Annotated in this window: 20 protein-coding genes; 11 read left to right on the top strand and 9 right to left on the bottom strand. The window is 65.0% G+C overall.

Going from position 1 to position 22,293, the window contains the following annotated elements; genetic code table 11:
- Window positions 1-41 precede the first annotated feature (41 nt).
- From NKI35_RS13825 to NKI35_RS13800, 6 genes are read left to right on the top strand one after another with little or no spacing between them, the layout of a single operon-like run.
- The gene (locus tag NKI35_RS13825) at window positions 42-644 is read left to right on the top strand and encodes a CDP-alcohol phosphatidyltransferase family protein (RefSeq protein ID WP_023685467.1); all 603 of its coding nucleotides are present in this window, start codon (window positions 42-44) and stop codon (window positions 642-644) included.
- 41 nt (window positions 645-685) lie between these two features.
- Window positions 686-2,467: a bifunctional alpha/beta hydrolase/class I SAM-dependent methyltransferase gene (locus NKI35_RS13820; protein ID WP_502897141.1), complete on the top strand. Its 1,782-nt coding sequence runs from the start codon at window positions 686-688 to the stop codon at window positions 2,465-2,467.
- Window positions 2,468-2,471: 4 nt separating this feature from the next.
- Entirely contained in the window at window positions 2,472-3,842 is a 1,371-nt protein-coding gene (locus tag NKI35_RS13815; RefSeq protein ID WP_352740401.1) for a phosphatase PAP2/dual specificity phosphatase family protein, read from the top strand.
- Window positions 3,843-3,852: 10 nt separating this feature from the next.
- Entirely contained in the window at window positions 3,853-4,287 is a 435-nt protein-coding gene (locus NKI35_RS13810; protein ID WP_352538158.1) for a hypothetical protein, read from the top strand.
- Window positions 4,288-4,290: 3 nt separating this feature from the next.
- Window positions 4,291-4,959 carry a lysophospholipid acyltransferase family protein gene (locus NKI35_RS13805; RefSeq protein ID WP_023672504.1) on the top strand — a complete coding sequence of 223 codons (669 nt, stop codon included), beginning with the start codon at window positions 4,291-4,293 and terminating at the stop codon, window positions 4,957-4,959.
- Between the two features lie 39 nt (window positions 4,960-4,998).
- A complete protein-coding gene (locus NKI35_RS13800; protein ID WP_031193489.1) occupies window positions 4,999-5,928 on the top strand; it encodes a phosphatidate cytidylyltransferase in 930 nt (309 codons plus the stop codon).
- 10 nt (window positions 5,929-5,938) lie between these two features.
- Here NKI35_RS13800 and NKI35_RS13795 read toward each other — a convergent pair whose 3' ends face one another.
- The 6 genes from NKI35_RS13795 to NKI35_RS13770 all read right to left on the bottom strand — a co-directional run bounded on the left by NKI35_RS13795 (window position 5,939) and on the right by NKI35_RS13770 (window position 12,834).
- Window positions 5,939-7,546 carry an FGGY-family carbohydrate kinase gene (locus NKI35_RS13795; protein WP_023705149.1) on the bottom strand — a complete coding sequence of 536 codons (1,608 nt, stop codon included), beginning with the start codon at window positions 7,544-7,546 and terminating at the stop codon, window positions 5,939-5,941.
- Window positions 7,547-7,665: 119 nt separating this feature from the next.
- A complete protein-coding gene (locus tag NKI35_RS13790; RefSeq protein WP_023685460.1) occupies window positions 7,666-8,394 on the bottom strand; it encodes an SDR family oxidoreductase in 729 nt (242 codons plus the stop codon).
- A 28-nt stretch (window positions 8,395-8,422) separates the two neighbouring features.
- Window positions 8,423-9,682 (bottom strand): sugar ABC transporter permease, encoded by a 1,260-nt coding sequence (locus NKI35_RS13785; RefSeq protein WP_023672500.1) that lies wholly within the window; start codon window positions 9,680-9,682, stop codon window positions 8,423-8,425.
- On the bottom strand, window positions 9,679-10,503 hold the full coding sequence (locus tag NKI35_RS13780) for an ATP-binding cassette domain-containing protein (RefSeq protein ID WP_023688990.1): 825 nt from the start codon (window positions 10,501-10,503) through the stop codon (window positions 9,679-9,681). The genes NKI35_RS13785 and NKI35_RS13780 overlap by 4 nt, the downstream gene beginning before the upstream one ends.
- Window positions 10,504-10,655: 152 nt before the next feature.
- Window positions 10,656-11,720, bottom strand: coding sequence for an ABC transporter substrate-binding protein (locus NKI35_RS13775; RefSeq protein ID WP_023672498.1), 1,065 nt, complete (start codon window positions 11,718-11,720; stop codon window positions 10,656-10,658).
- Between the two features lie 229 nt (window positions 11,721-11,949).
- Window positions 11,950-12,834, bottom strand: coding sequence for an AraC family transcriptional regulator (locus NKI35_RS13770; protein ID WP_023693836.1), 885 nt, complete (start codon window positions 12,832-12,834; stop codon window positions 11,950-11,952).
- 309 nt (window positions 12,835-13,143) lie between these two features.
- On the opposite strand from NKI35_RS13770, the gene NKI35_RS13765 reads away from it, so the two are divergent.
- The 5 genes from NKI35_RS13765 (at window position 13,144) to NKI35_RS13745 (ending at window position 17,897) form a co-directional block, all read left to right on the top strand.
- Window positions 13,144-14,205 (top strand): maleylacetate reductase, encoded by a 1,062-nt coding sequence (locus tag NKI35_RS13765; protein ID WP_352740398.1) that lies wholly within the window; start codon window positions 13,144-13,146, stop codon window positions 14,203-14,205.
- Window positions 14,206-14,505: 300 nt separating this feature from the next.
- On the top strand, window positions 14,506-15,387 hold the full coding sequence (locus NKI35_RS13760) for a metal ABC transporter solute-binding protein, Zn/Mn family (RefSeq protein ID WP_023712495.1): 882 nt from the start codon (window positions 14,506-14,508) through the stop codon (window positions 15,385-15,387).
- A gap of 26 nt (window positions 15,388-15,413) precedes the next feature.
- Window positions 15,414-16,208, top strand: a complete 795-nt coding sequence (locus tag NKI35_RS13755; RefSeq protein ID WP_023685455.1) for a metal ABC transporter ATP-binding protein — start codon at window positions 15,414-15,416, stop codon at window positions 16,206-16,208.
- Complete coding sequence (locus tag NKI35_RS13750) at window positions 16,192-17,019, top strand: metal ABC transporter permease (RefSeq protein WP_023685454.1); 828 nt, start codon at window positions 16,192-16,194, stop codon at window positions 17,017-17,019. Before NKI35_RS13755 ends, NKI35_RS13750 begins: the two co-directional genes overlap by 17 nt.
- 452 nt (window positions 17,020-17,471) lie before the next feature.
- The gene (locus tag NKI35_RS13745; RefSeq protein WP_352740396.1) at window positions 17,472-17,897 is read left to right on the top strand and encodes a zinc-binding dehydrogenase; all 426 of its coding nucleotides are present in this window, start codon (window positions 17,472-17,474) and stop codon (window positions 17,895-17,897) included.
- 184 nt (window positions 17,898-18,081) lie between these two features.
- Here the strand turns inward: NKI35_RS13745 and NKI35_RS13740 are convergent, their stop codons facing one another.
- Genes NKI35_RS13740 through NKI35_RS13730 form a run of 3 tightly spaced genes read right to left on the bottom strand, consistent with a single transcriptional unit; the run spans window position 18,082 to window position 21,853 of the window.
- Window positions 18,082-20,382, bottom strand: coding sequence for a xanthine dehydrogenase family protein molybdopterin-binding subunit (locus tag NKI35_RS13740; protein ID WP_352740394.1), 2,301 nt, complete (start codon window positions 20,380-20,382; stop codon window positions 18,082-18,084).
- Window positions 20,379-21,362: an FAD binding domain-containing protein gene (locus NKI35_RS13735; protein WP_023747836.1), complete on the bottom strand. Its 984-nt coding sequence runs from the start codon at window positions 21,360-21,362 to the stop codon at window positions 20,379-20,381. The genes NKI35_RS13740 and NKI35_RS13735 overlap by 4 nt, the downstream gene beginning before the upstream one ends.
- Window positions 21,359-21,853 carry a (2Fe-2S)-binding protein gene (locus tag NKI35_RS13730; protein WP_023672519.1) on the bottom strand — a complete coding sequence of 165 codons (495 nt, stop codon included), beginning with the start codon at window positions 21,851-21,853 and terminating at the stop codon, window positions 21,359-21,361. The genes NKI35_RS13735 and NKI35_RS13730 overlap by 4 nt, the downstream gene beginning before the upstream one ends.
- Window positions 21,854-22,293 lie beyond the last annotated feature (440 nt).

Raw genomic sequence — 22,293 nt, 5'->3', positions numbered from 1 at the left:
TCTCGCCGACACTGTCATGAGCCGCGGTTGGGGGATCGCACATGCCAACGCTTTATCAACTGAAACCGGCCTTTCAGGCCAGGCTGCGGCCGCTGGCCGACCGGCTGGCCGATGCCGGCGTCACCGCCAACCAGATCACGCTTCTCGCCGCCGCGCTCTCCACCGCCACAGGCCTGGTGGTCGCGGCCTTTGCCTTCCATCTCCTGGTGTTCCTGTTGATGCCGGTGGTGCTGTTCGTGCGCATGGTGCTCAACGCCGTTGATGGGATGCTGGCCAGGGAACATGGACAAGCATCAAAACTCGGCATGTATCTCAACGAACTCTGCGACGTCGTCTCGGACCTGGCGCTGATCCTGGCCTTTGCCACCTTGTTCCCGGCCTGGGGTGTCGTCGCCTTCGCTATTACCGCCATGCTGGTCGAGTTCGCCGGCGTGCTTGGCGTTGCCGCAGGCAGCGGGCGCAACTATGCCGGGCCGTTCGGCAAGAGCGACCGAGCCCTGGTGCTCGGCGTCATCGCCTTCCTCATCGCCTGCGGCCTGTGGTTCCAAGCGATTGTGCCCTTTGTGTTTCCGGTCATGGCTACACTGTCAGTCGTAACCGCCATCAACCGGATACGCGGCGGCCTTAGAGCGGGCGGCGCATGATGCCAAAGCGTCAGGCACCCGACCGCCAGAGGGAAACCATGATCCACCAGACCATTGCAGCCGGAGCACCGGCAAGCCTCGAGCGCATCGCGCAGGAGCGCACGTTCAAGAGCCATGACGGCACCGAGATCTTCTACCGCTACTGGCCGGCCGCCGGGTCGACGCCAAAGGGTGCGATCCTTCTGTTCCATCGCGGCCACGAGCATGGCGGCCGCATGGCGCATCTGGTCGACGAACTCGCCATGCCCGATCATGCCTTCTACGCCTGGGACGCGCGCGGCAATGGCCGCTCGGCCGGCGAGCGCGGCTATGCGCCGTCCTTTGCCGCCCTGGTTCGTGACATCGACTGCCTGGTGCGTGAGATCGGCCGGGATGGTTTTGGCCAGCGCGACATCGCGCTGATCGCGCAGTCCTTCGGCGCCGTGCTGGCCGCTGCCTGGGTGCATGACTATGCGCCCGACATCCGCGCGCTGGTGGTGGCTTCACCGGCCTTTTCGGTCAAGCTCTACGTGCCCTTCGCCAAAGAGGGCATTGCGCTGTGGCAGAAGCTCAAGGGCCGCTTCTTCGTCAATTCCTACGTCAAGGCGAAGTTCCTGACGCATGATGCCGAGCGCATCGCTTCCTTCGACGCCGATCCGCTGATCACGCGACCGATCGCCTCCAACATCCTGGTCGAGCTTTACGACCACGCTGCCCGCATCGTCTCGGACGCGCGCGCCATCACCGTGCCGACGCAGTTCTTTATCTCCGGCAGCGATTGGGTGGTGCGGCATGGACCGCAGCACGAATTCTTCGTCAATCTCGGCAGCAGCGCCAAGGAGCGGCATGTGCTGCCCGGCTTCTTCCACGACACGCTGGGCGAGCGCGATCGCAAGCAGGCGCTGGACTTGATCCGGCCGTTCCTCGAAAAGCAATTTGCCACGCCGGAGAAAACCATCGACTTGCTTCAGGCCGACCGCGCCGGCTACACCCGCGACGAGGCCGAGAGGCTCGCCTCGCCGCTGACGCTGTTGTCGCCCAAGGGAATTTTCTGGGCGATGAGTCGCGCCTCGATCCGCATGGGCGCCTGGCTGTCTTCGGGCATGAAGATTGGCATCGCCACCGGCTTCGATTCCGGCTCGACGCTCGACTATGTCTACGAGAACGACGCGCGCGGCACCGGCTTCATCGGCCGCATGATCGACCGCACCTTCCTCGACGCGATCGGCTGGCGCGGCATCCGCCAGCGCAAGCTGCATCTGGAAGAGCTGATCGGCAACGCCGCCGCCAGCCTGATGGCAGCCGGCCGTCCCGTCCACATGCTCGACATCGCCGCCGGTCACGGCCGCTATGTGCTCGATGCCGTCACCAAATGCACTGAACCGCCAGCAAGCGTGCGGCTGCAGGATTATTCCGAGCTCAATGTCGGGTTGGGTTCGAAGCTGATCGCCGAGCGGCAGCTGCCGACCAGCGTCACCTTCCATCAGGCCGACGCCTTCGATGCCGACATGCTGGCCGGGCAAAAGCCGGCTCCGGACCTCGCCATCGTCTCCGGGCTTTACGAATTGTTCGCCGACAACACGATGATTTCCCGCTCGCTCGGCGGGCTGGCCAGCGCCATGCAGTCCGGCAGCCTGCTCGTCTACACCAACCAGCCATGGCATCCGCAGCTGGAGATGATCGCGCGCAGCCTGACCTCGCATCGCGGCGGACAGGCCTGGGTGATGCGGCGGCGCACGCAAGGCGAGATGGACCAGTTGGTGACGGCTGCCGGTTTCGCAAAGATCGACCAGCGCATCGACCAATGGGGCATCTTCACCGTCTCGGTCGCACGGCGCGTCTGAGACCATGGCCCTGCCTGTCGCTGACCCTGCCCCGGCGCGGGAACCCTATTTGGGCATCGTGCTGAGGGCAGCCCTTTGGCTGGCGCTGCTGGCGCCATTCTTCTATTCGACCTATGGCTTTGCCAACTGGCTGGCGTCGCGGCGCGACCATGTCGGCAGCATTGTGTTTGCCTGGGAATACGCCATCCCGTTCGTCGCCTGGACGATCGTGCCCTATTGGTCGATCAATCTGTTCTACGGCCTATCGCTGCTGCTCAACACGACCAGGCGCGGCGTCGACCGGCTCGCCGGCCGCTATCTCTCGGCGCAGATCATTGCCGTCGCCTGCTTCATCGCGTTCCCGCTGACGGCGACCTTCGTGCGGCCGGAAACCACCGGCCTGCCGGGTTTCCTGTTTGCGGTGCTCGGTGGTTTCGACAAGCCGTTCAACCAAGCGCCATCCCTGCACATCGCACTCCTGGTGATCATCTGGGACCATTGGCGTCACGTTCTGGCACGTCACCGTCTCGGCGGCATTCTCCGCCCGGTCTGGCACGTCTGGTGTTTTCTCATCGGCGCCTCGGTGCTGACGACCTGGCAGCATCATTTCATCGACATTCCGACCGGCGCCCTGCTCGGCCTGTTTGCGCTGTGGCTGTTTCCGTCCAAGGGCGAGCTGCCATTCTGGGGTTTTCGGTTGACCGCCGACCCAAGGGCGCGGCGGCTGGCGGGTTATTACGGGCTGGGGGCGGCCCTTGCCCTGGCCGGCGCTGCCGAGGGCGCGTTGGTCTCCGCCGATTTTCTCATCCTGTTGTGGCCGGCATTGGCGCTGGCCATCGTCGCCTTCGGCTATGCTGGGGCCGGCGCCAAAGTGTTCCAGAAGGCAGCCGATGGTAGCGTCTCACTGGCCAACCGTATCCTGCTCCTGCCCTACCGGCTTGGCGCCCGGATCAATGTGTGGGTATGGACCCGCCAACTGGCGCCGCAAGTGGAGATCACCGACGGTGTTTTCCTCGGCCGGTTTCCGAGTGCCGACGAGGCCAACCGCTTCGGCACAGTGATCGACCTTGCCGGCGAGATGGAACGGCCGCGCGGCGTGACCTGCCGCTGGATCAGCTACGCGATGCTCGACCTCGTGGCGCCGCCTCACGACAGGCTGGAGCGAGCGGTGGTGGCGATCGAGCTGGCGCGCCGGCGCGGCACCGTCCTGGTCTGCTGCGCGCTCGGCTTCCAGCGCAGTGCGGCCATCGTCGCCGACTGGCTGGTGGTGACGGGGCGCTCGTACACAGCTGCACAGGCGCGCAAGAAACTCGCCGCGTCGGGCAGGCCCGTGCACCTTCAGATCGGGCTGGATGAACCGGGGCTGGAAGAACCGGGGCTGGAAGAACCGACATGAGTTGGCCGGCATGAGTGGCGACAATTTTCCCGAGAAGGCCGAAATATTCGCCGCCGGGCTGATGGCGCAGGCGGTGTGGCCGATCCTGCTGGTGGTCGCGGCTGTGATGGCAGCGCCGGTCATCGGCCTGGTGGCCGGACCGCAGACGACAGCGCTGTCCGCGGCGGCCTGGCTGGTCGTGGCGGCGGGCGCCGTGGCCACGCTGGCTCTTTCGGCCTTGCTTTTGTTCGATGCGCTGCTGTTCCGGCTGATGGCAAGCCACGCCAGCGAGGCCGCCGGGGGTGCCGCGGTCGACGATGTGCTGGCGCGCATGCGCCTGAAGCCCACCGCTGCCGGCGGCCGCTCGCTTGACCGTCGCATTGCAGGCACGCGCCGCCTGCTGACAAGGCAGCGCATGGCGCTCGCCATGTTTGCTGCGGCATCCCTTTTCGCAGCATTTGTTTGAGCCATGACAAAACTTCACCTGCGCGCCAACACCTTCACCTTGCTGCAGACGGTGACGTCGGTCGGCCTGTCGGCGGCGGCCTGGGTGGTAACCGGCGTCAGACCAATCTGGAACGGCAGCCAGCCGTCGGAGCGGCAGCGCATCTACTTCGCCAACCATGCCAGCCATGGTGATTTCATCCTGCTGTCGGCCTGTCTGAGTGAGAAGGTGCGCGCCCGGACCCATGCGATCGCGGCGGCCGAATATTGGGGCAAGTCGCGGCTGCGCCGCTTCATCGCGCAGGACATGCTGTCGTCCGTGCTCATCCACCGGCAGTGGACCGACGAAACGCAACACCCGATCTCGATCATGCTGTCGGTGCTCGACGACGGCCACTCGCTGATCCTGTTTCCCGAAGGCACTCGCAACACGACGGAGGCGGATCTGCTGCCGTTCCGCTCCGGCCTCTACAATCTGTCGATGGCGCGGCCCGATGTCGAACTCATCCCGTGCTGGATCGAGAACATGTCGCGCGTGCTGCCCAAGGGCCAGTTCCTGCCGGTGCCGCTTCTGTGCCGCGTCGTCTTCGGTCCGCCGGTGGCGATCGCGCCCGGCGAAGAACGCCGCACCTTCCTCGAGCGCGCGCGCCAGACGCTGCTGTCGCTCAACCCGCGTCCCGATCGGGACCACTAGCATGACCAGGCAAAGAGACTTCGTATGACACTGCCGCCAATGCATGAAACCGTCATCCTGCTGGCCGGCCTGATCTGCGTGCTGACCATGGCGAGCATCGTTGCCGGTATCCTCTCATGGCGGGCGCCGAAGCCGCTGCCCTCGACGCTCGTCAACTTGAACCAGCGCATCAACGCCTGGTGGGTGATGGTGCTGGCGATCACCGTCGCCTTCTTCTTCGGCCGCACCGGCATGACCATCCTGTTTGCGCTGATCTCGTTTGCCGCGCTGCGCGAGTTCGTGACGCTGACGCACAGCCGGCGCAGCGACCACTGGGTGCTGCTCGGCATGTTCGGCATCATCATTCCCTTCCAGTACTGGCTGGTGTGGACCGCCTGGTACGGGCTCTTCACCATTTTCATCCCCGTCTACTGCTTCCTCTTGATGCCGGCGGTCACCGCGCTCAACGGCGACACCGAGCGCTTCCTCGAGCGCGTGTCCGCGCAGCAATGGGCGGTCATGATCTCGGTCTACTGCGTCAGCCATGTGCCGGCGCTGCTGACCCTCAACGTGCCCGGTTTCGAGGGCCGCAACCTCCTGCTCATCGCCTTCCTGATCATCACCGTGCAAGGCAGCGACGTGCTGCAATACATTTTCGGCAAGCTGTTCGGCAGGCATCTTCTGTCGCCCTCCGTCTCGCCCTCGAAGACCTGGGAAGGGCTGGGCGGCGGGCTGGTGGCATCGAGCCTTCTCGGCGCGCTGCTGTCGTTCCTGACGCCGTTCTCGCCGCTGGCGGCGGCAGGCGTCGCCTTCATCGCCTGCCTGATGGGGTTCCTCGGCGGGCTGGTGGCGTCGGCGATCAAGCGCGACCAGGGCGTCAAGGACTGGGGTCACCTGATCGAGGGTCACGGCGGCATGATGGACCGCGCCGACAGCCTGGTCTTCGCCGCACCGGTGTTCTTCCACATCGTCCGCTATTTCTGGACGTGAGCGAAGCCGTTCAATCGCGGATGGCCCGGCCTGCCTGCTGCAGCAATTCGAAGGCGGCGAAGCGCTTGTCGTGCCAGGGCACGAGGTCGCCACCGGCCGGGCGATAGATGTCGCCGATGCGCGACATGCCGGTCATCGCCGCGATCACATCGGGAAATTTTTGCGCCGCCACCGCAGCCAATATGGCTGAGCCGAGCAGCACCGGTTCGGGCGAGGTCGAACCGGCGACGGTCAGGCCTGTGGTGTCGGCCAAAAGCTGACGTACCAGCTCGCTTTGCGCCGCACCGCCGCTGACGACGATAGTGTCGATGGCAATGCCTTTTTTGGCCATCGCCGCCAGGATCTGGCGAACGCCGTAGCCGATGCCCAGCAGGCCGGCGACATAGAGCGCGACCAGACTGTCGAGGGACGTGTCCATGCCAAGCCCGGCGATCAGGGCCTTGGACTCAGGATCGGCGAAGGGCGAGCGGTTGCCGAGGAATTCCGGCACGACATGCAGTCCATCGGCTAGGTGCGCTACTGCGGACAGGTCGGCGGACTGTTTCGCCGCCTGCTGACCAAGCCAAGCGGTCAGGCCGAGACCTTCCGCCTTGGCTTTTGCGGATGCCTCAGCCGTGGCCGGATGGAAAGCGACGAGGTGGTCGATTGCAGCACCCGCCGCCGATTGCCCGCCTTCATTGAGCCAAAGCCCCGGCACCATCGAGGAAAAATACGGACCCCAGACGCCGGGCACGAAGGCCGGCTCGCTGGTGCTGGCCATGGTGCAGGCCGAAGTGCCGAACACATAGGCCATGCGCGACTGCAAGGTGCCGACCGAGCCCTGCCCGCCAACCGTGCCGACTCCCCCGGCATGGGCATCGATCAGGCCGGCCGCAACCGGCGTTCCCGGCAGCAGGCCGAGATCGGCCGCGGCGGCCTCAGTCAGGCCTTGGGCAAGCGCGGTGCCGCCCTCGACGATCTCGGTGCCGATGCGGGCAAAGCCTTCATCGGCGAGCGCGCCGAGGCCGATGGCGCGGAAATAGGCTTCGTCCCAGCGCCGCTCGTGGCCGAGATAGGTCCATTTGCAGGTCAGCGTGCAGATCGAACGCCCCAGGCTGCCGGTCGAGCGCCAGGTCAGATAGTCGGTGAGGTCGAAGAAATGCTCGGCGGCATCGAAGGTGGCGGGCAGGTTTTCACACAGCCACAACAGCTTCGGCGTTTCCATCTCCGGCGATATGGTGCCGCCGACATAATCGAGCACGGCGTGCTTGCCGGCATTGATGCGCTGCGCCTGATCGAGCGCACGATGGTCCATCCAGACGATGATGTTGCGCTGGGCATCGCCGGAATGGCCGACCGGCAACGGCGCGCCGTCCTTGCCGACCACGACCAGCGAACAGGTGGCGTCGAAGCCGATGCCGGCAATGTCGCGCCCAGCGAGCCCCGACTTGGTCACCGCCTCGCGCACGCTGGCGCAAACCGCACGCCAGATGTCCTCGCTCGACTGTTCGGCGATTTCGCCGGGCTCGATGAACAGAGCGATGTCGCGCTTCGCCGAGGCAAGCATGGCGCCCTTGCTGTCGAACACCCCCGCCCTGGCACTGCCAGTGCCGACGTCGATGCCGAGGAAGTGGGACATGGGGAACCTCAGAAGTTAGGCAGTAGGCAGTAGGCAGTAGGCAGTAGGCAGTAGGCGAGATGGTCAGCAGTGAACGGCCAGTTGCAAGAGCCTCTCCCCATTCCCTACTGCCTACTGCCTCACAAATCATTGCTCTGCGGCAGGATCACCAGGTCCCGGATGGTGACGTTCCGTGGCCTAGTCAGCATGAACAGCACGGCTTCGGCGACCTCGACCGGTTGAATCAGGCCGCCCTTGGCCAGTTCATCCTCAAGCTTGTCCTTCGGCCAGTCGCTGATCAGCGCTGTCACCACCGGCCCCGGCTGCACCGCGCCGACGCGCAGGCCGTGCGGGGCGACCTGGCGGCGCACCGTATGGACGAAGGCCTGCACGGCGTGTTTCGACGCTGTGTAGATCGGCTCCCAGACCACGGGCACCAGTCCGGCGATCGAAGACGTGACGATGATGTCGCCGGTCTTGCGTTCGACCATATGCGGCAGCACGGCGTGGATGGAACGAAAGACCGCATTGATGTTGAGGTTCAGCATGCGGTCCCACACATCGGGGTCGCCTTCGAGCACCGGGCCGCCGACATAGGCGCCGGCATTGGCGTGGAAGATATCGAGCGGGCCGGCCTTGTCCAGGATTTGCGGCATCATCGTCGCGACGCTGGCCGGCTTCATCAGATCGATCACCAGCGGGATCGCGTCGGGACCGAGTTCGGTGCAGACGCTTTTCAGCGCGTCTTCCGCGCGGTCGACGAGCACAACGCGAACGCCGGCGGCAATCAGCGCTCTCGCGCATTCCAGGCCTATGCCCGACGCGGCGCCGGTGATCGCCGCGACCTTTCCACTCAAATCCTGAGCCATTCTATCCTCGTATCGATTGCGGTTGCGTTCAGGCGCGGCCGTGGGAAACCCGCGAGCGGCGTGCCAGGGAGTCGACGATGACCGCAATTGCCAGAACGGCGCCGGTGATCATGTAGCGAAGCGACGATGACAGATCGAGCAAGGTCAGCCCGCTGGCGATCGACTGGATGACGATGATGCCGAGCAGCGCGGAATAGGCGCTGCCACGGCCGCCAAACAGGCTGGTGCCGCCTATGACCGCCGCCGCAATGGCGTTGAGGTTGACGTCGCCGGTGCCGGCCTGCTGGCTGGCCGAGGCCAGTCGCGCCGCCGACAGCACGCCGCCGAGGGCGGCAAACATCGAGCACATGACGAAGGCGCTGAGGTAGATCGAGCGCACCTTGATGCCGGCGCGGCGCGCCGCTTCGCGGTTGCCGCCGACGGCGGTCATCGAGCGGCCCCATTGGGTGCGGGTCAGCGCATAGTTCATCGCCACCACCAGGCCGACGAACAGGCCGAACATCCACGGTATGCCGCGCGCCTGGTTGAGATAGCCGACGATCAGTTCGAGCAGGATGGTCAGGGCGGCGACGCGCACGATGAGGCCGCCGACAGACGGCGCCGACAAATTGACGGCCCGGCGGCGGCTGACGGTGCGCAGGCCGCTGATCAGCATGACGATGCCGGGCAATGCCGCCAGTGCATAGGACAGCCAGTCCGGCATGACCAGCAACTGGCCGAAATTCACCAGGTTCGAGCCATAGGGCAGATTGATCGAGCCGGTGGAGCCCAGAATATACAGTTGCAGGCCGAGCACGGCGAGCAGGCCGGCGAGCGTCGAGACGAAGCTTGGCATGCCGAGCCGGTTGAACAGCAAGGCATAGAGCGCGCCGATGAAACCGCCGACGGCAATCGCGGCGAGGATGGCGAGCGCCACCGGCCAGCCCTGGTTGACCCACAGCGTGCCCACCATGGCCGAGGCAAAGCCGCTGATCGAGCCGACCGACAGGTCGATCTCGCCGACCATCAGCACGCAGACTATGCCGAGCGCGATGACGCCGACGGTCGAGCAGTCGAACAACAGATTAACGAGGTTGCTCGACGAGACGAACACCGGATTGAGGGCGGTGAACACGCTCCAGATGATGACCAGGCCGACGATGACCGGCAACGAGCCGAGGTCGCCGGAGCGGACGCGGTCGAAGAAGGCGCTGATGGCGCCACCGACGCCGGCCTGGTGCTTGACGCGGACGTCGCTGCGGTCGAGCGCCGTCGACGAAGAGGTGTCCTGCTTGGGCTCCGCGCTCATGGCCGCTGCTCCTGGTTGTGCGCTTGTTCGGCGGCCTTGCGCCGTTCGGCGCGGCGCGACACTGCATTGTTGGCGGCGCCGGTGATGGCGCTGACCAGTTCCTGGTTCGAGGCGTCGGGTTCGAAGACGCCGTTGTTGCGGCCGAGCCTGAGCACGACGATGCGGTCGGCGACGGCGCGCACGTCCTCCATATTGTGACTGATCATCAGCACGCCGAGCCCACGCTCGCGCACCCGGTCGATGAGGTTCAGCACTTCCGCCGTCTGGGCGACGCCAAGAGCGGCGGTCGGCTCGTCGAGCAGGATGACCTTGGGGTCGAGCAGCAGCGAGCGGGCGATCGCCACGGTCTGGCGCTGGCCGCCGGACAGCGAGGCGACCGCCTCGCGGACGCTTGGAATACGCGCCGACAATTCGTTGAGCAGCGTCCAGGCGCGAATTTCCATCGCCACCTCGTCCAGCCGCAGCGGGTTGATCTCCTTGCCTAGAAAGATGTTGGCGACGACGTCGAGGTTTTCGCACAGTGCGAGATCCTGGAAGACGGTGGCGATGCCGAGCGTCAGCGCGGCGCTCGGGTCGGGCATCGTCACTTGCCTGCCGCGGAAATTGATGGTGCCCGAGCTCGGCTGGTGGACGCCGGCCAGAATCTTGACCAGCGTCGACTTGCCGGCGCCATTGTCGCCGACCAGCGCCACCACCTCGCCGGCATGGACATCGAGATCGATATCGGTGAGCGCCGAAACGGCGCCGAAATTCTTCGAGATGCCGCGCAGGCTGAGCACCAGCTCTCCTGCCGAAACCGGTCCGTCAGAGATGTCAGACATGGTGGCAAACCTTTCCGGATGGGCGGTCAAGAGTGACTGCGAACTTCCGGCCACCGCAAGGGCGGCCGGAAAGCAGGATCAGGATTCTAGGTCATCCTTTTATGCATGTCGTTATCCCAAAACCGCTGCGCACTTTTGGGCGACCTGCATTGTCACTTTGTAATGCCGAGCTTCTTGCAACCTTCGGCGTAGCGGTCGACGCAAAGCTCTTCGGCGGTGTTGATCTTCTTGTCGATGATCTCGGCCTTTAGGTTTTCCTGCGTCACCACCGCCGGCGTGAACAGCTGCGAAGGAGTGTCGTAGAGGGTCATTTCGGCCTTCGGCGTCTCGCCCGACAGAAGCTGGACGGCGACGTTGGCGGCAGCCGCCGCAACGATCTCGCTCGGCTTGGAGATGGTGTTGTACTGGTCGCCGGCGATGATCAGCTGCAGGGCGGCGATGGTCGCGTCATTGCCGGTCACCGGCGGCACCGGATCGACTCCGGCGGCCTTGAAAGCGGCGATGGCGCCACCACCGGTGCCGTCATTGGCCGCAACGACGCCGACGATCTGCGTGGAGAAGCGGGTGATCTGGCCGCTTGCCCATTGCTGCGCCTTCGGCGGCGCCCATTCCGGCGTGTCGTATTCGGCAAGGATCTTGTAGCCGCTGTTGTCGAGGCTGGAATGGATGCCCTTCTTGATCAGCCCGGCGGCCGCGTCGGTCGGCGATCCGTTGATCTGCAGCAGGCCGCCGCTGGCGGGGTCGACCTTCAGGGCCTTGAGGTGTTCAACGAGCGAGTCGGCAATGGCCTTGCCGATGCCTTCATTGTTGAACGAGACGTAGAAGTCGGCAGGTGCAGTCGGGATCGGGCGATCATAGGCGATGACCTTGACGCCCTGGCTCTGCGCCAGCTTGACCAGCGAGGCGGCGGCGGTCGAGTCGACAGGGTCGAGCACGATCGCCTTGGCGCCTTGCGAGATCACCGAGTTGAACTGCTGTTGCTGGCGCGAGGCGTCGGCATCGGCGTTCTGGTAGATCACCTTGCAGCCGGGGCAGAGTTTTTTCATCTCGGCGACGAAGCCGGGATAGTCGTGCTGCTCGTAGCGCGTCGAGGCTTGGTCGGGCATCAAGAAGGCGACCGTGGCGTCGGTAACCGGGGCAGCAAAGGCAGCGGTGCCGCCAAGAAGAGAAAGAGTGAGCGCGATGGCTCCCGTCGATTTCCAGGCAAATCTGGTCATTTCGATAGCTCCGTTTCAAGTAATGGTTTCATGAAGCCCTGGACACCATATGGCGCCGGGCCTTGACTGCAGTCGGGCTGTTGCGAGGAACAACGGAGCACTTGATCCGTGCTGCGCATCCTCTAGATATCTCTGGATTTCGGGACAAGCGATCTCCAGCACGGAGCGCCTCCAACGCACCCCGCGTTCTTACCTCAGTAAATGTCTAGGCTCCTCCCGGTCCTCCCTGTTAGGCGGCAATCTCCGCGCTGATGTTTTCCGCCAGCAGGGCCCTGAAGCGCGAAGGCGACATGCCTTTCTGGGTCAGGAACTGGCGGTTGAAATTCGAGATGTTGTTGTAGCCGGCGGCATAGCAGATCTCGGTGATCGGCATGTCGGCCTCGCTCATCAGCAGCTGGCAGGCAAGGTTGATGCGCAGCCGGTTGACATACTGCACCAGGGCCATGCCGGTATGGCGGCGGAAGCTGCGCGAAAACGCGCTCGGGCTGCGGCCGGCAATCGCCGCCAGATCGCTTTCGCTGAACGGCTCGGTCAGGTTGGCGTTGATATAGGCAAGCGCCTTGTTGACGCCGGCCGACATGAAGCCTGAGGGATCCGGCAGATAGCTGGCGCTGGTGAGCGTCCGCACATCGGCGGCGCGGCTCAGAATATCGACCAGCTCCATGAACAAAGCGATGCGGCGAACGCCTTGCGCTTCGACCAGTTCGGCCAGCACAGGTGCGGCGAGCTTGGCGGTAGCGGTGGAGAATAGCGCGCCGCGGCGGCTGAGCTCGAGAATGTTTTCACAACCGGCAAGTTCCGGCAACGCGGCGGTGGCGTCGGCGATGAACTCTTGCGAGAACTGCACGACGCGGCCGCGCAGCGGCACGCTGGCGCCTGCCGGCACGTCGCTAACCCAATTGTGCGGCAGGTTCGGGCCAGTGAGCACGAGATTGCCGGGCTCGAACTCGCCGATGAAGTCACCGACGAAATAATGGCCCGTGGTGGCGACGACGTGATGGATTTCGTATTCGGGGTGGAAGTGCCAGCGCACCGTGTGGAAGGGGTAGCCGTGGGCCCAGGCCTTGAACGACTCGCCGCGTCTGATCTGGACGACTTCCAAGTCCGGATTCATGTCAGTTCCTCCCGGCGCCGGTCCGGTCATGCGACCAGTTGCAGTGCCATCTCCCGCAGGCCGCGTTTGCCGCTCTCTGCAGTGATCGAAGCTTAGGCGGCAATTCATGCAGCCGCCACCACGGTGTGTCCACCTCACTGATACTTTTTTGACGTTTTTGTGGTCAAGGCGATACGTTTGCGAGTACGCGGGAGAGATCAGGCCCCGCTTGCGAGACGGTGACGACGCAAACGATGTCGCCGGCGGCGAGAGCTGGTCGCTCGATTTCGGCTCCGTCACAGTGATAATATGCAAAGGGAGCGGATCGGCATGACAAGGACGTTCACCTATTCCGGCAGCCCTGCGCATATTGTCTTCGGCAATGGCGCGTCGTCCGAGGTGGGCACCTGGATCGAAAAACTCGGCTGCAATCGCGCGCTGGTGCTGTCGACGCCGCATCGGGCTGCCGACGGCGAGGCGCTTGCCAAATCCCTCGGCGCGCTGGCGGCCGGCACCTTTTCGGGCGCCGCCATGCACACGCCGGTCGAGGTAACCCAAACGGCAATGGCCAAGGCGACCGAGGTCAACGCTGACTGCGTTGTCGCGCTTGGCGGCGGCTCGACCACCGGTCTCGGCAAGGCGATCGCCTGGCGCACCGACCTGCCGCAGATCGTCATCCCGACCACCTATGCCGGCTCGGAGGTGACGCCGATCCTCGGTAAGACCGAGAACGGCGAAAAAACCACAATGCGTGACGCAAGGATCCTGCCGGAAGTGGTGATCTACGATCCAGAGCTGACCGTCGGCCTGCCGATAGCGATGAGCGTCGCGTCAGGACTCAACGCCATGGCGCACGCGGCCGAAGCGCTTTACGCGCAGGATCGCCATCCGATTTCCACCCTGATGGCGAAAGAAGGATTGCGCGCCATGACGGCGGCGCTGCCGGTGTTGACCAAGGAGCCTGGAAATATCGATGCACGCGGCGATGCGCTTTACGGCGCCTGGCTGTGCGGTACGGTGCTCGGCGCCGTCGGCATGGCGCTGCATCACAAGATCTGTCATACGCTCGGCGGCTCTTTCGACATGCCGCATGCCGAGACGCATGCGGTGATGTTGCCGCACACGATCGGCTTCAACGCCGTCGCTGTGCCCGACTTGTTGAAGCCGGTCGCCGACTTGTTTGGCGGCAGCGCCGGTAGCGGTCTCCACGATTTCGCCAAGGCGGTCGGCGCGCCCCTTACATTGAAAGAACTCGGCCTCATGCAGGCCGATCTCGACCGCGCCGCTGAGATCGCGACCAGGAACCCATACTGGAATCCGCGGCCTTTCGACCGCGCCGCAATCCGCGCCCTGTTGCAGGACGCGTGGGAGGGAAGGCGTCCGCAAAACTGACGGCAACAAGCAAGGAACTTACCCGCCGCGAATTCATCAGGATACCGCCACGACGGTGTGCTCGCGGCGGCCTCGCGGTGCCGGCGATCGCCTGCCCTTTCGCATATAGCCGACACGCATGAGTGGCTCCGCCTGATCGGCGCAGGCCGCTCACGGTTTGTGCGCGTGAAAAACTGCGCGGCTCGAAAAGCCCATTGACATCAGCCGTATTTTCGACGCAAACGTTATATTGTTACTGTTATACAGTTACACAGCCCGCCTCTCCGGCGACATACATTTCAGACTGCAAGGAGACCACGGATGCGTCGCATTCCCTTTCTCGCCGCGCTGCTCGTCGCGGTGCCGCTTTTGACCGGCACGGCTGCCCGCGCCGAAGACAAGCTGACCATCGTGGCGGCCGAGAATTTCTATGGCGACCTTGCCCGCCAGATCGGCGGCAGCAACGTCACCGTCACCAGCATCCTGGCCAATCCCGATGACGATCCGCATCTGTTCGAGACCAGCCCGTCGACGGCGCGCACCATCGCCGACGCCAAGATCGTCATCTATAACGGCGCCGACTACGATCCGTGGATGGACAAGCTGCTGTCGGCCTCGACAGCCAAGGATCGCACGACCATCGTCGCCGCCGACCTGATCGGCAAGAAGTCGGGCGACAACCCGCATCTGTGGTACGACCCGGCGACGCTGCCGGCCATCGCCAAGGCGCTGAGCGCCGACCTTGCCAAGCGCGATCCGGCCAATGCCGTGTATTATGAGACGAACCTGAAGGCATTCCAGACCTCGCTCGAGGCCATTGACAAGGAAATCACCGACGTCAAGAACACCTATGCCGGCACCGAGGTGACGGCTACCGAGCCGGTCTTCGGCTACATGGCGGAAGCGCTCGGTCTCAAGATGCTGAACTACGATTTCCAGGTGGCCTTGATGAACGATGCGGAGCCGAGCGCCACGCAGGTGGCGGCGTTCGAAAACAGCCTGAAGGACGGCTCGGCCAAGATCCTGTTCTACAATTCGCAGGTGACCGACGAGGCAACGACAAGGCTGCTCGACATCGCCAAGCAGAACAAGGTCACGGTCATCGGCGTCACCGAGACGGAACCGGCGGGCCAGACGATCCAGACCTGGTTCGGCGGCCAGATCGACGCGGTCCAGAAGGCGCTCGCCGCCCGCACACAATGAATGTGACTGCGAATGAATGTGACTAAATGAACGCAATCGAATTCGACAAGGTCACGCTGACCTATGGGGGACGCCGGGTTTTATCCGACGTCTCCTTTTCTCTACCGCAAGGCGCCTTTGTCGGCCTGCTCGGCGCCAATGGCGCCGGCAAGACGACGATGCTGCGCGCCATTCTCGGCCTGATCAAACCGGCCGGCGGCGCCATTTCGGTGCTTGGCAAATCGCCGACGCGCGGCAACGCCGACATCGGCTATATGCCGCAGGCGCGGCGCGCGCTTGGCGATGTCGGCGTCAGCGGCCTCGACTTCGTGCTGAGTGCCGCCGGCGGGCATCGCTGGGGCTGGCCCGTCGCATCGGCTGCCGAGAAGGAGGCGGCGTGGAAGGCTCTTGAAGAGGTGGGCGCCGGCGACCTTGCGCGGCGGCCGCTGGGCGAGCTTTCCGGAGGCGAGCGCCAGCGCATCCTGATCGCGCAATCCTTGATCGGCAATCCGCAACTGCTTTTGCTCGACGAGCCGCTGATCAGTCTTGACGCGGGCCATCAGCGCGCGATCATCGACCTGGTGCATCAGATCGGCGAACGGCTCGGCATTGCCGTGCTGTTCTGCTCGCACGAGATCAACCCGCTGCTGCGCGCCGTCGACCGCGTGCTCTATCTCGGCAACCGCAAGGCGGCGATCGGTTCCGTCGACGAGGTCATCAGCGGTCCGGTGCTGTCGAAACTCTATGGCACGCATATCAATGTGGTGCGGGTTGCCGGCCGCATCTTCGTCATGGCCGACGATGTCGAACTGGAGAGCGGGGCGCATGTCCACGATCTTTGACTATGAATTCATGCGCAACGCCTTCTATGCCTGCACCATCGTCGGCATCGTTTCGGGCGCGGTCGGCTATTTCCTCGTGCTCCGGGGCCAGACCTTCGCCGGTCATGCGCTCTCCCATGTCGGCTTTCCCGGCGCCACCGGCGCCGGCCTGATCGGGCTGTCGCCGTTTCTCGGCCTCACCGTGTTTACCGTCGCCGCCGGCATCGGCATCGGCCTGCTCGGCGAACGCGCGCATCGCGACGTCGCCATCGGCATCGTTTTGACGCTGTCGCTCGGCTTGGGCTTGCTGTTTCTGCATTTCTACACCGCCTTCGCCTCGCAGGCGACCAACGTGCTGTTCGGCAATGTGCTGGGCATCAGCCTGCGCACCGTTATCGTGCTTGCGGTGCTGGCGGTGGCGATCCTTGTCGCGCTTTTGCTGATCGCGCGGCCGCTGCTGTTCGCCAGCCTGCAGCCGGAACTCGCCGAAGCGCGCGGCGTGCCGCTCACTCTTGTCTCGACCCTGTTCATGGTGCTGGTCGCCGTCGCCACGTCCGAGGCGGTGCAGATCGTCGGCGTGCTGCTCGTCTTCGCGCTGATGGTGGCGCCTGCAGCCACCGCGCTCAGGCTTACTAGCGGCGTCGGAGCCGGCGTGCTGACGTCCATCGCGCTTGCCGTGATCATCGCCTGGATCAGCCTGACGCTCGCCTTCCTGACCGACTGGCCGACGAGCTTCTGGATCACGGCGCTGGGCGCGGCGGCCTATGTCGTCAGCGGCATGGTCCGGCGCCCGTCGGTCCGAGAGACTCAGAGCGCCGACGCCGGCCCCTGAGGCTTGCCCCCCGGCGGGTCGATCGGGCCGGCTGGAGTGCAAAACTGACGTGAGGGAAATACACCCAAAAAAAGTCAGGTTTACAAATCGGCTCCTGAAACGTTTCAGCCGCGAAAGACAAATTCATCCAATCGCCTAGATCGCGACCTCTGTCGCGCCAAAGGGCCGCTCCGGAGCGGCCGGAACACCCGGAAAACCGCCATTTCAAGCGCATTTTGTAGCGGCGAATGGCGTCCGCGCGGCCGGTTGGAAGCTGGCCGGGAGGTGCAAAGGCGACCCCCCGCGGCCATCGCGGGCGGCGTTGACAGACCGCGGTGCTGCATGCGTATAGCAAGCCATGGGTCACGCCATGGCCGTGGCGGTTGAGACGGGGCTGGGGGGTTTCGTAACAACAGCATTGACGGCCCGGCGCCGGACGGGCGGCATGCACTCTCGAAGTGCGCCGCTCGCTCTTGGCTGACGCGCCGGCGACCCGGCAGCAGTCCTGGCCTGCGTTCTCTCGACCAGGCTCCGCAGAACGCCTCGTCTCAGCTTTTCGATCCGCATCGGTTCGAAGCGAACGAGGTGACGCCCTCTTAACCGATATTCGCTTCGCTACGTCCCCCTCCCCCTGCTGGGCGCTGTTCACCATCGGTTTCGTCACCGGCGCCGAGGCCACGGTCGACCTGCTGCCGATCATCATCAAGGCGCTGAAGGTGGTCGGCAATAACACCGGGTCGGTATCTGACCTTCGCGCCGCCGTCCGCGCCATCGCCGCCGCCCGCATCGGCCCGGTCGTCGACAAGGTGTTCAGCCAGGAGCAGGCGGCCGAGGCCTACGCGCACATGTCGGCAGGCGGGCAGCATTTCGGCAAGCTTGCGTTCAAGCTCGACTGGTAGCCGAGGCGCGCGAGCTGCCAATCTCCCCCCTTGAGGGGGAGATGCCCGGCAGGGCAGAGGGGGTCGGTCCGACGGGGCTCGACCTACTGCGGCGGAAGGAGGTTGGCGCTCTACGAGAGGCGACCCCCTCTGTCGCCTTCGGCGACATCTCCCCCTCGAGAGGGGAGATTACGCATGCCGCTTCCTAGATCAACTTCTCAAGCGTGATCGGGAGGTCGCGTATCCTTTTTCCAGTTGCGTGGAACACCGCGTTGGCGATCGCCGGCGCTACGCCGACGATGGCGAGTTCGCCCACACCCTTGCCGCCGAGCACAGAGGAGTGCAGGTCGGGAATGCCGACCGAGATGACCTCGATATCGGGGATGTCGGCATTGGTCGGCACCAGATAGTCGCCGAGATTGTTGTTGACGATGCGGCCATGCCTGCGGTCGACAATGCCTTCTTCAAGCAGCGCCTGGCCGATGCCCATGATGATGCCGCCCTTCCACTGGCTTTCGGCCAGCTTGGGGTTGTAGAGCCGGCCCGAATCCAGCGCCGATACCACGCGCGACACGCGCACCGTGCCGAAATCCTCGTCGACGCGCACCTCGATGAAATGCGCGCACCAGGAGTGGCGCGAATAGTCGCCCTCGGTGTGCGGCAATGCCGCCGCGATGGTGGTGTAGTTCTTGTAGCGATCGGCGGCCGTCGAGTTCGCCGGCATGGTGTCGCCTGTGGCCTCGATGCGGTCGCGGCCGACGCTGGCCAGCAGGTCGGCGATCGAGACATCGGGACCATCGCCGCGCGGCGACCTGATGCGGCCGTTGGCGACGACCAGCGTGTTGGCCTGCAGCGCGTGGAAGGGCGAGCGCGGATCGCTGATCGCCAGCCCGACCAGCTGGTCGAGCGCCGATGTCGCTGCCTTGTAGACCGCCCCCGTCATCACGCCGGCCAGCCGCGACCCGCCGGCCACGCCGGCGCGGGGATACCGGGAATCACCGAGCTTCACCACGACATGGTCGGCCGCCACGCCTACCGTTTCGGCCGCCGTCTGCGCCAGGATCGTGTAGGTGCCCTGGCCCATGTCGGTCGAGGAGCTTTCGACCTCGACCGAGCCGTTGGCAAGGATACGCACGATGGCCTCGCCGTAAGCGCGCCGCACGGGATAGGTACCGGCGGCGACGCCCCAGCCGATCAGCTGGTTGCCGTCGCGCATCGAACGCGGTTTGGGCGTGCGCTGGGCCCAGCCGAAGCGTTCGGCGCCAGCCGCGAAAGCCTCGCGCAACTGCCGCGTCGACCAAGCCTTTTTTGCGTGCGGATCCTGCTCGGCGTAATTCCTCAGCCGGATCTCCAGCGGATCGATGCCGACCTCGTAGGCGAGCTCGTCAATGGCGCTTTCGATGCCGAAGGCGCTGGGGTTTTCGCCCGGCGCGCGCATGGCGCCGGGCACCACCGAATTCACCCGCACGACATTCTGCTTCGAGGAGAAGTTGGGCGTCGCATACATGATCGAGGTGACGACGCCCAACGGCTCGACCCACATTCCGTCTATGGATGTTTCGTTGACGCCGCGATGCACGATCGACTGGATCTTTCCGTCACGGTCGGCGCCGATCGTCACCGTCTGGCGGGTCGCGGCGCGGCCGCCATAGCCGGTAAAAGTCTGCGGCCGCGTCATCACCACCCTCGCGGGCCGTCCCAGCATCTTGGCCGCGGCAGCCGCCACCGCGCCATGGCCGAGCGCCAATGCCTTGGAGCCGAAGCCGCCACCGATATAAGGCGAGACCAGCCGTACATTTTCGAACGGCACGCCGAACCATTCGGCATAGGTGCGGGCCATGCCGTCAAGCCACTGGCTCGGTTCCCACACGGTCAGCCGGTCGCCCTCCCAGCGCGCGATGAGGCCATGCGGCTCCATCGGCGCCTGGTATTCGCGCGGCGTGTTATAGGCGCCGCAGACGCGCACCGGGGCAGCGGCGAAAGCGGCCTGCGCATCGCCCCATTCCTTGGTCATGGCGGCGATCGGAATGCCGTCGCCGGCCTTGGCGTCGCTGAGGTCGACGATGGCCGGCGTCTCGTCATAGCTGACCTTGACCATCGCCGCTGCCGCGACGGCCTGCTCGAAAGTCTCCGCGATGACCGCGGCGACATGCTGGCCCGAAAAGGTGATGTCGCGCGCCAGCGGGCAGTAGGGTTTGTCCGGCGGCGGCGTGCCGAACCAGTCGGATGCAGTCTTCAGCGGCATGATGGTGTCCGGCGTCAGCACCTTGAGCACACCAGGTGCCGCCTCCGCGGCTGACGTGTCGATCGAACGTACCTTGCCGGCGGCGACAGTGCTTTCCACCAGCACGCCATAGGCAAGCCCGTCGAGCTGCTGTTCGACGGCGTATTTTGCCGCGCCGGTGATCTTGGCCGGGCCGTCGACGCGCGACAGCCGCCCGCCGACCTGATCGGCAGTGCCGTCCGAAGCGTCGCCGTGCCGTGTTCTTGGGTCGTGAATGGTCATGCCATGGCTCCCGTCTTGAGGATGGCGCGGGCGACGACGCGCGGCGCCAGTTCGATCTTGTAGTGGTTGGCGCCATGGTCGACGGCGCCTTCCACGGCGAGCAAGCTGGCGGCCCGCACCCTGTCTTCGCTGAGCACCTTGCCCTTCAGCGCCGCTTCCACGGCATGCGCCCGCCACGGCTTCGTCGCGACGCCGCCCAGCGCGACGCGCAGGTCGCGAATGGTGCGGCCATCGGCTTCGAAGTCGATGCCGACCGCGGCGCTTGCAGCGGCGAACTCATAGGACTGCCGGTCGCGAACCTTGAGATAGGTCGACCGCCGGGCGGCGGCTGAAGCCGGGATGCTGATGGCCGTGATCATCTCGCCCGCTTCGATGGCGTGTTCCCTCTCAGGCGTGGCGCCGGGCAGGAGAAAGAAGTCGTCGACGGCAACCTGGCGTTCGCCAAGATGAACCACGGCGTCGAAGGCGACCAGCGCGGTGGCGAGATCGCCGGGATACATGGCGATGCAGGCGTCGCTGGTGCCGAGCACGGCATGGCCGCGGGTGACGCCACCGATTGCCGAGCAGCCGCTGCCGGGCGAGCGCTTGTTGCAGGCGGAAAAATTCGCGGGATCGCGGAAATAGGGGCAGCGCGTGCGCTGCATCAGATTGCCGCCGATGGTCGCCATGTTGCGCAGTTGCGCGGAAGCCGCCTGCCACAGCGCTTCGGAGACCGCGGGAAAGCGGCTCTTGATCTCGGCATGGTCGGCGACGTGGCTCATCTTGGCCAGCGCGCCGATCATGGCACTGTCGGGTTCGACCTTGATGGCGTCGAGCCCTTTGAGATGGGTGATGTCGACAAGGCTGTCGGGTTCGGCAACGCCGCATTTGGCGAGATCGACCAGCGTCGTGCCGCCGGCAAGCAGCATGGCCCCGGGCAGGGCGGCAGCTTGGCGTGCGGCATCGATGCTATCGGCGCGAACGTAGGAAAAATCCCTCATGACGCCACCTCCAGTGCCGCCTGGCGCACGGCGGCAACGATGTGCGGATAGGCGCCGCAGCGGCAGAGGTTGCCGGCCATGTATTCGCGGATTTCGTCATCCGAGCCGGCATGGCCCTCGCGGATGCAGGCCACCGCCGACATGATCTGTCCGGGCGTGCAGTAACCGCACTGGAAAGCATCCTGGTCGAGGAAAGCAGCCTGAACCGCGTTAAGCGTGCCGTCGTCGCCGGCCAATCCTTCGATGGTGGTGATCTCGCGGCCTTCGACCTGTGCTGCAAGCGTCAGGCAGGACAGCACGCGCTGTCCCTCGACATGCACCGTGCAGGCGCCGCACTGGCCCTGGTCGCAACCCTTCTTGGTGCCGGTCAGGTCGAGGCGATCACGCAATGCATCGAGCAGCGTGACGCGCGGCTCGACCTGCAGTTCGTGACTGTGTCCGTTGATGGTGAGACGGATTGGGATAGTGGTGGATTTGGTTTGGTCGGTCATGAGGCGTCTGGCTCCAGTTGCTTGACGCTAGGGGATTGAAATGGGCTCGAGTGGGAGAGGACACGGGAAGAGGCGACGGTGCGCCTAATCTCCCCCCTTGTGGGGGAGATGCCCGGCAGGGCAGAGGGGGGCGCGAAGGAATGCGACGTTCCCGATTTACATGCGTCGACACGAATCTTGTCCGAGGAGGCGCTAGTCAGGCCTTGATAGGCTGGCGGGACAGCGCCCCCCTCTGTCCTGCCGGACATCTCCCCCACGAGGGGGAAGATTGGCAGCTCTGCCGCCCCGACTCTCCAGCCGGCAGGGGATGCTTCAGTCTTCACAATCTCAACACGTGACATATCGGCTCCCCTGATTATATGATAAGACTGCTCCACTAAAACGGAGGCGCCTCCGTTTATCTAGTTGGGGGCTTACCCCTTTGGGTTCAAGCCCCCATA

The sequence above is a fragment of the Mesorhizobium sp. M0676 genome, assembly GCF_040320535.1.
GTDB lineage: Bacteria > Pseudomonadota > Alphaproteobacteria > Rhizobiales > Rhizobiaceae > Mesorhizobium.
Note: the sequence above shows the minus strand (reverse complement) of the source record. Positions and strands in the feature narration are given on the sequence as shown.

Excerpts from the sequence above, each read along its gene's own strand:
- NKI35_RS13825 (WP_023685467.1), top strand. The coding sequence starts at position 42 with ATGCCAACGCTTTATCAACTGAAACCGGCCTTTCAGGCCAGGCTGCGG.
- NKI35_RS13815 (WP_352740401.1), top strand. The coding sequence starts at position 2,472 with ATGGCCCTGCCTGTCGCTGACCCTGCCCCGGCGCGGGAACCCTATTTG.
- NKI35_RS13810 (WP_352538158.1), top strand. The coding sequence starts at position 3,853 with ATGAGTGGCGACAATTTTCCCGAGAAGGCCGAAATATTCGCCGCCGGG.
- NKI35_RS13805 (WP_023672504.1), top strand. The coding sequence starts at position 4,291 with ATGACAAAACTTCACCTGCGCGCCAACACCTTCACCTTGCTGCAGACG.
- NKI35_RS13800 (WP_031193489.1), top strand. The coding sequence starts at position 4,999 with ATGCATGAAACCGTCATCCTGCTGGCCGGCCTGATCTGCGTGCTGACC.
- NKI35_RS13795 (WP_023705149.1), bottom strand. The coding sequence starts at position 7,546 with ATGTCCCACTTCCTCGGCATCGACGTCGGCACTGGCAGTGCCAGGGCG.
- NKI35_RS13790 (WP_023685460.1), bottom strand. The coding sequence starts at position 8,394 with ATGGCTCAGGATTTGAGTGGAAAGGTCGCGGCGATCACCGGCGCCGCG.
- NKI35_RS13785 (WP_023672500.1), bottom strand. The coding sequence starts at position 9,682 with ATGAGCGCGGAGCCCAAGCAGGACACCTCTTCGTCGACGGCGCTCGAC.
- NKI35_RS13780 (WP_023688990.1), bottom strand. The coding sequence starts at position 10,503 with ATGTCTGACATCTCTGACGGACCGGTTTCGGCAGGAGAGCTGGTGCTC.
- NKI35_RS13775 (WP_023672498.1), bottom strand. The coding sequence starts at position 11,720 with ATGACCAGATTTGCCTGGAAATCGACGGGAGCCATCGCGCTCACTCTT.
- NKI35_RS13770 (WP_023693836.1), bottom strand. The coding sequence starts at position 12,834 with ATGAATCCGGACTTGGAAGTCGTCCAGATCAGACGCGGCGAGTCGTTC.
- NKI35_RS13765 (WP_352740398.1), top strand. The coding sequence starts at position 13,144 with ATGACAAGGACGTTCACCTATTCCGGCAGCCCTGCGCATATTGTCTTC.
- NKI35_RS13760 (WP_023712495.1), top strand. The coding sequence starts at position 14,506 with ATGCGTCGCATTCCCTTTCTCGCCGCGCTGCTCGTCGCGGTGCCGCTT.
- NKI35_RS13755 (WP_023685455.1), top strand. The coding sequence starts at position 15,414 with ATGAACGCAATCGAATTCGACAAGGTCACGCTGACCTATGGGGGACGC.
- NKI35_RS13750 (WP_023685454.1), top strand. The coding sequence starts at position 16,192 with ATGTCCACGATCTTTGACTATGAATTCATGCGCAACGCCTTCTATGCC.
- NKI35_RS13740 (WP_352740394.1), bottom strand. The coding sequence starts at position 20,382 with ATGACCATTCACGACCCAAGAACACGGCACGGCGACGCTTCGGACGGC.
- NKI35_RS13735 (WP_023747836.1), bottom strand. The coding sequence starts at position 21,362 with ATGAGGGATTTTTCCTACGTTCGCGCCGATAGCATCGATGCCGCACGC.
- NKI35_RS13730 (WP_023672519.1), bottom strand. The coding sequence starts at position 21,853 with ATGACCGACCAAACCAAATCCACCACTATCCCAATCCGTCTCACCATC.